The sequence below is a fragment of the Oleiphilus sp. HI0043 genome (assembly GCF_001634935.1).
In genome coordinates, this window is the sequence record NZ_LWEY01001389.1 from 18,209 (window position 1) to 28,977 (window position 10,769).

Here is a 10,769-nt window from a genome sequence, read left to right on the forward strand (position 1 = left end):
ATATGAATGAAGAGACAATATTATGAGCCTGAAACTGGGGCGGAGAGAACAAAAAAAAATAAATAACCGCAAGGCCATTCTAGAGGCTGGGCTTGAAGTGTTTTCGACGGTTGGTTATGAGCGAGCAACTATCAATGATATTGTCAGCGAAAGTGGCCTGTCTGTAGGTACTTTTTATAATCACTGCGGTGATAAAGACACGATCTTTTCTGAGCTGCTCACTGGCTTTTTAATGAAAGTGCGCACGACTTTGAGCCAGGCGCGTCAAAGTGCAACAACTTTGGAAGGCTTTATCAAAGGTGCTTTTCTCGCTTACAGTAAACTGATCTCTCAGTACCCCAAAATGCAGCTGATGATTTCAAAAAATGCCCCAGTGTTTAAGCAGGTGCTATCAGAAAAAGAAGAGCTTACCGAGATTATTGACGACTTGTCTCGTGATATGCAGCTTGCTGTTGAGGTGGGAATGGCGCCTAAGTTCCCTGTATCGATGATGACGTCTGCAATGATCGCTTCGAGCATTGACATTTTTTCTGTCAGTGATGATGAGTACTCAGCTAAAGAGAAGGCTGAGTTTCTAGGGAATTTATTTATAGGTGGAATTGAGCGAATGGCTTCAAAGTAATTGTCTGATATAAAAGATAAATTACCTCCATTTAATGTCTAATAACTAGAACAAAATTCCACTTCAACTAAAATAAATTTGCTAATTTCTGAACTTTTTAGATTGGCCTGGGTCTTTAACAATATCCCGATCACAAAATTCGGGAATTAATAATGAGCAACTACTTTAGTTAACCGTTACTTTTTAGATGAATTACACAGGGTTAAAACAATGAATAACGCAAAAATCTTAAGCAAATCAGCAATCGCAAGCATGGTCGCAATGGGTGTTATGGCTGCGTCAACTGACGCACTAGCAGGCAAGCCTGGTTTTGAAAAATGTCAGGGTATTGCTAAAGCCGGTATGAATGACTGTGGTACCTCAAAGCATAGTTGTGCTGGCCAAGCTGCTAAAGACGGTGACCCTGAGGAATGGGTATATGTTCCAGAAGGCACTTGTTCAAAAATTGTAAATGGTAAAGTGAAGTAAGTTACTTAGCACTTCTATCGGTGGCATTAACTGATGAATCATATCTTATCGCAGGGAATGCCAACCGATCATCCTGCTTCTCCTGAGCCACAAGCGCTTCAGGGTGCAGGTATAGGTTTACGTTCTGCACACTATCAAACGATTCTGAATTCACGCCCTGATATCCCCTGGTTTGAAGCACTAAGCGACAATTATATGAGCGACGGTGGTCAGCCTCTTGATTACCTGGAGCAGGTTCGGGATTTATACCCGGTTACCTTTCATGGTGTCGGCATGTCTTTAGGCTCAACTGATCCCTTAGATCAATCCTACCTCAAACGCTTAAAGTCACTTATAGAACGCTTTCAACCAACGCTGGTGTCTGATCACTTGTGTTGGGCTTCTTTTGATGGCGTACATGGTAATGAACTATTTCCCATGCCTTATACCATGGAGGCAATTAAGCATATCGTCTCACGAATTGACCAAGTTCAGAATTATCTGGGACGTCGTATATTGGTCGAAAATGTTTCGAGCTATTTAAGTTTTACAGTTGATGCGATGGCAGAAGTGCAGTTTTTGTCCGAGGTCGCCGAGCAGGCTGACTGCGATATTTTATGTGATGTGAATAATATCTATGTCAGCGCAATGAACCACAAATTTGATCCGCAAGAATACATTCGGGCTTTGCCTGTAAAACGCATAAAAGAAATGCACTTGGCGGGCTTCGAAGATCAGGGCACGCACTTGCTCGATACGCATGGCGCAAGGGTGCACGGACCGGTTTGGCAACTTTACCAAACAGCGTTGGAGCGATTTGGCCCTATTCCTACTTTGATTGAATGGGATACTGATATTCCGGATTTTTCCGTTCTGCAGGAAGAGCAGAGCAACGCAGCCCGCATGATGGCTCAGTGCTCAAAGTATTCCAGTCTTGCTTCTGCAGAGCAGGTATCCAGGTAATGAAGCTTGCGAACATTCATCAAGCCTTTATTTCAGGCATCTATAATCTAGAGACGGATATCAAGCCAGGGGCATTTATTCAAGCGGGTGAGAAGCTTGATCCTGAGCAGTGTTTAGCGATTTATCGCGGCAGTGTTTACGGCAACTTATGTTCTGCATTAGCAGATATTTATCCTGCCTTTTTGCAATGTGTTGGTGAGCAGTTTTTTCAGGCATTAGCACTGCGTTATGTTAAAGCACACCCTCCCGCGTCAGCGAGTCTGGACCACTATGGTGCCGAGTTTCCAGAATATGTTGGAGACTTTGAGGCACTTAAATCGCTCCCTTACGCTAAAGATTTGGCACAGCTTGAGTGGTATTGGCATTTGGCTTTTCACGCCAAAGATGAGCAGCCCCTTGACGCTATTCGCTTATCTGAAATTGATGAAGATCGATATGACAAGATAACTTTTTTGCTTCCAGCCAGTGCCCACTTACTTTCCTGCAACTATCCGATTAAAGAGATCCGTGATAAGTGCCTGGAAGATCGAGACAAAGCAGAAGGGAATGAAGATCAACCCTTGAATTTAGATTCCGGTTCACGGCACTTGTTGGTATGGCGAGCGGCGCATTACCAGCTACGTGTCGATCAGCTATCCGACTTGGAATTCGAACTACTCTCTTCGATAAATAAAAAGAAAAACTTGGGAACTATTCTGCAAGAACTGCAGTCCAAGTATCCACTAGAAGAAATTAACCAAACACTTGCTTTGGCTGTTCAACGAGTTTGGTTTGTCGGCTTCACATTAGCCGAATAAATCGTTCCAAATTACCACATTAGGATTAAATATGAGTCAAGTCTCTACTGTTGCGTCGCTGTATTTAAATGCCACTCGCTGGGTGGATAAAAGCCAGATTATTATGATTATTGTCTTTCGTTTGTACTTGGCGAAAGTATTTTTTCTAGCTGGCTTATCGAAGGTAAAGAGTATGGATAGCACATTGATGCTGTTTGAATATGAATACGATGTGCCTTTGATTCCCTTTGATGTCGCCGCCTATTTGTCTACCTTTGCTGAGCTAGTCTTCCCGGTATTGTTGGTGATTGGTTTAGCCGGACGTTTTAGTGCCGGGGCTCTATTTGTCTTAAATATCGTTGCCGTTATCTCTTACCCGGATATTAGCCCAGGTGGTGTTAATGACCACTATTTCTGGGGCGCGATGCTCTTGGTTTTGGTGATGTATGGGCCTGGTAAAGCGTCACTTGATGCTTGGATCCAAAAGCGCTTTTTCGCGAATTTGGCATAGAAACAAGATTTCTCTTCTCTCGCTTTTACTTAGCTTGTATTATCAAGATATTAGCCTCAATATTGGAGCTAAATCTGATTCAACAAGCTAGGAAGAGAGTATGGATATCGGTGACTATCGTCGCGAATATATGAGCCAGGGCCTGGACCGTGATGAATTACTTGATGACCCGTTCAAGCAGTTTGAACACTGGTTTCAACAGGCAAATGATGCAGACATACAAGATGCAAATGCCTTCAGTCTGGCGACAACAGACCTTGAAGTAGGCCCCTCCATTCGAACGGTATTACTGAAGTTATTTGATGAAAACGGCTTTGTTTTCTTCACTAACTACAACAGCCGAAAGTCTCAGCAGATTAAAGCCTACCCTCAAGTAGCGATGTTGTTCCCCTGGTTACCACTGAACCGTCAGGTGAAGGTGGAAGGACGTTGTGAAAAGATATCCAGTGCCGCTTCCTTGAAATATTTTGCAACCAGGCCGCGTGGCAGTCAGATTGGTGCTTGGTGTAGTGATCAGAGCGAAGTGATCGAGTCTCGTTCTTTTCTAGAACAAAAGTATCGTGAAGCGGCAGAGAAATTTAAATCCGGTTCGATTCCTTTACCTTCGTCATGGGGCGGCTATCGCATAGTGCCGGCTCGAATCGAATTTTGGCAAGGACGTGAAAATCGACTTCATGATCGTTTCCAATATACGCGTTTGCATGATGATAGTTGGTCGATCGAAAGGCTAGCGCCGTAGGCCGAGGGTGCTAACCAGCCAGCGAGCCGTGGAAGGGTCTGCCTACAGATAAGGCAGACCCTTTTTTAGAGATAGAATCTTTATTTTTGAGGTGCTTCAGGTGCTTTAATGGCTTCGGTAAAAGCATTCAATTTTTGTTGGGCTTCAGTTAACTGACGCTGAGCCTGATCAAGTTCCTCTTGGGCCGTTTGTAAGCTCTGGCTCTTTTCTTTGAGTTGGCTGTCTTTTTCATTCAGTGCTTGCTCGAGCTTCATTCTTTGAGTTTGTTGTTCACTCAGCGAATCTTCATGCTTGGCTAAGAGTTCTTGTTTTGTTGCGAGTTCGCCTTTTACGTTTTCAAGGTGATCTTCCTGATAATCAACCAGTGCCTCGATAATATCGATGGTTAAGTATTTATCTTCTAACTGGTTTTTGAGTTCACTGAGTTGTTGTGCAAGGTTATCAGCTGACTCCACTAGGGATGCTTTCTCCGAGGCGCTAGTTTCCTGGTCGCCTTTAAGTAGCTGTATTTCTCTTCGAAGTTGGTCGGTGCTTTGTTTTAGCTCCAACAGCATACCTTTGGTTTTATCCAGTTCAGTTTTTTTACTGGCTAAGGCAGTGGTTTGGGTAAGCACCTCATCCTGAGTCAAACTGAGAATATTTGCGAGTTTATCAATATTCTTTGAGGCGGAGGCTATTTGGTTGTAGTGAAGCTGCTTCTTGGCAAGTTGCTCGTAGGCAAAATAGCCGCCAATAATACAAGCGATAAGCATAATCGGCAGAATAATCATCGCGGGTTGGCGGCGAGACTCAGCTGCCTGCTGTGCCGTGTTAAATGCTTCTCTCTCATGTTGGAGAAGTGTATTGTCTTCTTTAAGTTTACGTTCGCGTTTTATTAGGTCTTGAGTTTTTAACTGGTTAGCGCGCTCTTTTTTGGCAACGCTATCTTGGTGCGCTTTAATGCGTTCTTCAGTTTTCTGCTGCTGGGTCGCTTGGCGGTTTAGTGCATCTTCTTTTAGTTGAAGTGCACGAGATTTTTGTTCTAGTTGTAACTCTTCTGGCGACGCCATGTGATCAAAGGTCCTATTAAATAATACTGGAAACTCTTTAATAGTAGCTGATAAATAGCGTTTTGCTTACTATGCACAAGTTCCAGTCACCACCAAAAAAGGCTAGACGGCTTCAAGCTTTGCATAAGATAGAACTAGCCACTTACTGCCAGCTTCTGGGAAGTTAACTTGAATACGTGCATGGGCACCTTGGCCTTCATAATTGAGTACAGTGCCTTCACCAAACTTGCCATGCCGAACAACTTGACCTAGTTGGAATTGCGAATCGCCAACTTGCATATCGCTGCTTGAAGATTGGCTGAAGGAGACCGGTGTAGAAACACTATTTTTTATGCGAACTTCTTGTATTAGCCCTGGTGGTATCTCTCGTACAAAACGAGACATGGGGTTGAACTTCTCTTGGCCATACAGGCGTCGTGACTCGGCATAGGTGAGCACTAGCTTCTCCATTGCGCGAGTGACTCCGACATAACAGAGTCGGCGTTCTTCTTCTAACCTTCCAGGCTCTTCCATTGACATCTGGTGCGGGAATAGACCTTCTTCCATCCCTGCCAGAATCACGAAAGGGAACTCCAGGCCTTTTGCAGAGTGAAGCGTCATTAGTTGCACGCAGTCCTGATGTTCTTCGGCTTGTTGCTCGCCTGCATCCAAGGCTGCCTGGGCAATAAAGCTAGCTAATGGGCTTAGCTCGTCATCTTCAGCTTCGAAATCTTTGGTTGCCGATAAAAGCTCATTGAGGTTTTCAATGCGGGCCTGGCCTTTTTCACCCTTTTCTTTCGCATGAAACTCTTTAAGCTGCGATTGCCCGATAGCTCTTTCGGTGAGTTGGAATAAGTTTAGCTCGTCTTGTTCTGCACTAAGTTCATCTATCATATCGATAAAGGCATTCAGAGAGCCATTGGCCTTGCCTTTAATCAGGCCTAGCTGCAAACGTTCGACGCAGGCCTGCCAGAGAGACACTCCCTGATCTCGAGCGTGTTCACGAATATCGCTAAGGGTCTTATTGCCAACACCACGAGTTGGTACGTTTACCACTCGTTCGAAGGCGGCATCATCGTGTCGATAATAAACCAAACGTAAGTAGGCGAGGGCATTACGAATCTCTTGACGATCGTAGAAGCGTAGGCCGCCATAAATTCGATAAGGGACAGCCTGGCGAATTAAAAATTCTTCAATGACACGCGACTGTGCATTGGAGCGGTAGAGAATAGCGCATTGTGAACGTAGCTGGCCTTGGTTCACCCAAGCATTGATGCGGTCAGCAATATAGTTGCCTTCGTCTTGTTCGTTGAACGCGGCATAAAGGTCTATCGGTTCACCTTCACTGCCATCAGTCCATAGCTCTTTTCCTAAACGTCCGCTATTGTTTGAGATCAAAGCATTGGCCGCGTTCAGGATAGTGCAGGTCGATCGATAGTTTTGTTCCAGCTTAATAACTAAAGGCTGGGCAAAGTCGTTTTGGAACTGTTGAATGTTCTCTATCTTCGCGCCACGCCAGCCGTATATAGATTGGTCATCATCGCCCACTACCATAATGGGGATTCGGTTGCCTGCGAGTACGCGAAGCCAGGCATATTGAATGGTGTTAGTATCTTGAAATTCGTCGACCAGAATATAGCGAAAGCGATCTTGATAATGAGCAAGCAGGGCTGGGTTGTTCAGCCATATTTCATGAGAGCGAAGTAAGAGCTCACCGAAGTCGACCATGCCGGACTGTTGGCATTGCTCTTCATAACGTTGGTAGAGCGTTGCCATTACTTGATCGAACTGGGAATGAGTCGGCGGTAAATAAGCGGCGCGAACGCCTTCATCTTTTTTACTGTTGATAAAAGACTGAACTTGCTTAGGCGGCCATCGCGACTCATCGATGTTCATTTCACGCATGATTCGCTTTACGATCCGAAGCTGGTCGTCGGAGTCGAGGATCTGGAAGTTATCCGGAAGATTTGCTTCTTTGGAATGTGCGCGCAGAAAACGGTGAGCAATGCCATGGAAAGTACCAAACCAAAGGTTTCGTGCAGGCAGGTCCAACAATTGCTCGATACGGCCCCTCATTTCCTTGGCAGCTTTGTTAGTGAAGGTCACTGCCATAATTGAAGAAGGGCTTAAGCGTTCAATTTCCATCAACCAGGCAATTCGGTGTACCAATACTCGGGTTTTGCCACTTCCGGCTCCAGCAAGAACCAATAAGTTTTGCATAGGTGCAGCAACAGCACTGCGTTGTGCGTCATTCAAACCGTCAAGAATATGGGATACGTCCATGGGGGTATTTTTACCGAGAACTAATGATTATATGAAAATATTGCTGCTCATCTTACAGCAGCTATGTAAGAGATCAAGATGTGTTGGCTTGCTAAATGTAGGACGAAAAAAAGGGCCTCAAAGGCCCTTTGATATCCGCTGAACTCACGGAAACTTTGACTGCTAGAAAAGAAAGTAGATATATAAACCAATGTGGCTACCGTCAGAATCAGGGCCTGAGTCTACTGAGCTACCATTGTACTTTGTTACTTCGTAGTTTATATCGACGTACCTTAAAGCAATGACTGCACTATCAGAAGTCTTATATCCGTACTCTATAACTAAGCCGCTGGCATCTTCGAATTCAGCATTCTCGTCAAGCCCAATATCATCTGATTCTGCTTCAAATTCTGGGCTGGTATGTAAAGTCAATCCTCCACCAAAACGGTGCTTATCATAATTATAGAAGCCTAATAGTTCGACTGGAATGCGCGTGAAGTCACCATCACCGTTTTCGGCTAATAAGGCATCAAAGTGATAACCAATGCTACTTTGTATAGAGTATGTATCATTGATGTTATAGATAAGACCCAGTTTTAGATCCAATAAACCGCCTGCAGTGAGCTCTTCAGAGTCACCATTGGTGTATTCTACCTTGAGTAAGTCATCTCCCCCAAAAGTAAAGCCTCCAGCAGTAAAGCCTTGGAAGGTTTTCGTAGAAGTTGGTGAGTAATTTTCGGCTAAGGCGATATTGCTGCTAATAGAACATAGCAAAATAACCCACATCCCTAATATCTTTCTTAAACGATTCATTATTAATCCCTTTTTATGCATTAAATTTTAAAGGCGGCAGTATAGTGGACGGATTATCTTAGGTCTATTGATCGTTGAGAGTAGCCACTAAAATTGAATTGTCATTATTTGTTGTTAAGCTTTTCTCTAAATGTTTGTGTTTCAGGTTATACTTCACTCATGATCAATTTTGGCCAACTAAAAGCGCTTTTAAGTAAGCATCGAACTCGATCTGAAGCAGCTTCAGAGGCCAGGCGGAACGCGGAACAAAGTCAGCAAATCTATCAAGCGCTGGTCGATGAACGCAAGTTACGGCAAGCGTTAGAAGCTCAGCTAGTGCAAAAGAGTACCGACCTCGAACTTGCGATTCGAGATCGAACCAAAGAGCTTGAAGACAGTAACAAGCAACTCAGTGAACAAATTGCCCTGCGACAAAAGATCAGTGACGCCTTGGTAAAAAGCCAGACGCGCTTAACGCAGGCTATGGACGCAGCGCGTTTGGGCTTGATCGACTGGGATCTTGATCAAGCCCAGTTTTACCAGTCAGACTTCCATGAACTCTTCGGCGATAAAGAACTGACTACTGAAGAGCATATACATAACCTGAAAACGATTATTCACCCGGCAGACTATGTTGATGTTCGGGCGGCCGTTAACGCTTGTTTGGAAGGCGGTAAGGGAGAGTACCAACTTCAATATCGAGCCCAGAGTGGTGACGATTGGCTATGGATAGAAGAGAGCGGCAAGGTTGTTGATCGGGATGCAAAAGGGCGGGCTCTGCGAATTTTGGGGACCCGGCGTAATATTCAGTCCGAGCGCGCTCGTGATGAACAAGTTCGCTTGGCTAAGTCGGTCGTTGATCATACTTCAGAAGGTGTTTTTGTTCTGGATGCTAACTATCGCTTCCTGTCGGTTAATCCTGCTTATGAGAAAATAATCGGGCAGAGTGCGGAACAGCTTGTTGGGCAGAAGATTGATTGTTTGAGTGATACGCCTAAGCGTCAGGAAGCCTATGCCCAGATATTTGAAGAGGTACAAGCCAAAGACCTATGGCAGGGTGAATTATTAGAGAAGCGATACCATGGTGATTACTTTCCCCAGTGGACTCAGATCAATGCCATCAGGGATCGCAACGGACATATACAATACTATGCCGCAATGCTCTCTGACCTGTCTGTTCGACAAGCTGCTGATAAGAAACTCAATTACTTACTTAATTATGATGACCTCACTAAGTTAGCGAATCGCAACCAGTTCAAAGATCAGTTACACCGCGCTGTGGTTCGCTACAAAGATGAAGGCTTACCTTTCGCCTTAGTGACCTTGGATATTGACCGATTCAAGCAGTTTAATGATAGCTTTGGTCATGATGCGGCTGATGAGTTGCTCAGGGAAATTGCTCGACGCTTGTCTGCGAATGTACAGAAGGTTGATATTCTAGCCCGTGTTGGAGGCAACGAGTTTGCTTGCGTCGTGTCCTGTAGTCCGACCTTTGACGTAATGAAGTTTGCAGAGCGACTTTTTAAAACTGTGACCCATCATAATTATGATATATCGAGTGAGGAAATCGCTTTATCTTGCAGTATGGGTGTCGCACATGTTCCTGAACATACTCAGGATATCGAAACATTGATGCAATATGCGGCCTTGGCGGTGCAGAAAGCTAAATTCCAGGGAGGCGATCAGATCCAATTGTTTGATGATAGTCTTAAGCAGTTCTCTAGAGAACGTCTGGAAATGGAAAATGCATTGCGTAAAGCGTTGCAAAGAAGTGAGTTGGAAGTCTATTACCAACCGAAGCTGGATGTCAGGTCGAGAAGGATTAATTCTTGTGAGGCTTTGGTGCGTTGGAATCACCCCCAAAAAGGGCTCATTTCGCCTGCTGAATTTGTCAATATTGCTGAAGAAAGTGGTTTGATTTCTGAGCTAGGAGCCTATGTGCTTGAAACTGCTTGTCGCCAGGTTAAAACATGGCAGGAACAGGGCTTAGGTACTATTTGTGTTGCCGTAAATTTGTCACCTAGGCAGATTCGTGATCAAAACTTGAAAGGTATGATTAAGAGTGTGTTGGAGTCGAGCGGTATCTCGCCAGTATGTTTGGAATTAGAGCTAACAGAAAGCGTCATAATTGAAGACTTTCGCGCCGGTTTGAGTTGCTTGCATGAATTAAAAGAACTAGGGCTTAAAATTTCTATAGATGACTTTGGTACCGGGTATTCATCATTAAGTTACCTAAAAGAATTGCCGGCTGATACGCTAAAAATTGACCGTTCATTTGTTGAGGGGCTTGAAAACTCCAAAGCACAACTCGCGATAGTCAAGGCTATTATCGTGTTGGGTCAGAGCTTGAACCTTCGTGTGGTTGCAGAAGGTGTCGAGAATCAGGCCCAGTTGTCACTATTATCGCAGCATGGGTGTGATTATATTCAGGGCTATCTTGTCTCAAGACCTTTGAATGATAATGATATGGAGGCTTTACTCAGAACTCAGTAAATAGCGCTGTTTTATATTTATACTATTAGACTATAATGTCCCTGCTTTTTATAAGCGTAAAAATATAATGTAAATTAAGGATATTAAGATATGAAATTGCATGTTGTAGTAGCATTGTTGGTAGTTACCTTGTTGT

The 10,769-nt window shown here is 44.2% G+C and carries 10 protein-coding genes; 7 read left to right on the forward strand and 3 right to left on the reverse strand.

Annotation, left to right across the window (positions count from 1 at the left end):
* Positions 1-22: 22 nt before the first annotated feature.
* From A3729_RS18970 to pdxH, 6 genes are all read left to right on the forward strand, one after another.
* Complete coding sequence (locus tag A3729_RS18970; protein ID WP_068515953.1) at positions 23-622, forward strand: TetR/AcrR family transcriptional regulator; 600 nt, start codon at positions 23-25, stop codon at positions 620-622.
* Between the two features lie 210 nt (positions 623-832).
* On the forward strand, positions 833-1,090 hold the full coding sequence (locus A3729_RS18975; protein ID WP_068515949.1) for a DUF2282 domain-containing protein: 258 nt from the start codon (positions 833-835) through the stop codon (positions 1,088-1,090).
* 33 nt (positions 1,091-1,123) lie between these two features.
* The gene (locus tag A3729_RS18980; RefSeq protein ID WP_231872236.1) at positions 1,124-2,032 is read left to right on the forward strand and encodes a DUF692 domain-containing protein; all 909 of its coding nucleotides are present in this window, start codon (positions 1,124-1,126) and stop codon (positions 2,030-2,032) included.
* Positions 2,032-2,829 (forward strand): DUF2063 domain-containing protein, encoded by a 798-nt coding sequence (locus tag A3729_RS18985; RefSeq protein ID WP_068515946.1) that lies wholly within the window; start codon positions 2,032-2,034, stop codon positions 2,827-2,829. The genes A3729_RS18980 and A3729_RS18985 overlap by 1 nt, the downstream gene beginning before the upstream one ends.
* Before the next feature lie 31 nt (positions 2,830-2,860).
* Positions 2,861-3,319 (forward strand): DoxX family protein, encoded by a 459-nt coding sequence (locus tag A3729_RS18990; protein WP_068515943.1) that lies wholly within the window; start codon positions 2,861-2,863, stop codon positions 3,317-3,319.
* A gap of 100 nt (positions 3,320-3,419) precedes the next feature.
* On the forward strand, positions 3,420-4,058 hold the full coding sequence (gene pdxH / locus A3729_RS18995) for a pyridoxamine 5'-phosphate oxidase (protein ID WP_068515941.1): 639 nt from the start codon (positions 3,420-3,422) through the stop codon (positions 4,056-4,058).
* 80 nt (positions 4,059-4,138) lie between these two features.
* Here the strand turns inward: pdxH and A3729_RS19000 are convergent, their stop codons facing one another.
* From A3729_RS19000 to A3729_RS19010, 3 genes are all read right to left on the reverse strand, one after another.
* Positions 4,139-5,107, reverse strand: a complete 969-nt coding sequence (locus tag A3729_RS19000) for a hypothetical protein (protein WP_068512378.1) — start codon at positions 5,105-5,107, stop codon at positions 4,139-4,141.
* Positions 5,108-5,209: 102 nt separating this feature from the next.
* Entirely contained in the window at positions 5,210-7,369 is a 2,160-nt protein-coding gene (uvrD, locus tag A3729_RS19005; protein WP_068515938.1) for a DNA helicase II, read from the reverse strand.
* A 162-nt stretch (positions 7,370-7,531) separates the two neighbouring features.
* Positions 7,532-8,161: a hypothetical protein gene (locus tag A3729_RS19010; protein WP_068512737.1), complete on the reverse strand. Its 630-nt coding sequence runs from the start codon at positions 8,159-8,161 to the stop codon at positions 7,532-7,534.
* Between the two features lie 159 nt (positions 8,162-8,320).
* On the opposite strand from A3729_RS19010, the gene A3729_RS19015 reads away from it, so the two are divergent.
* A complete protein-coding gene (locus A3729_RS19015; protein ID WP_068634184.1) occupies positions 8,321-10,633 on the forward strand; it encodes a bifunctional diguanylate cyclase/phosphodiesterase in 2,313 nt (770 codons plus the stop codon).
* Positions 10,634-10,769: the final 136 nt, after the last annotated feature.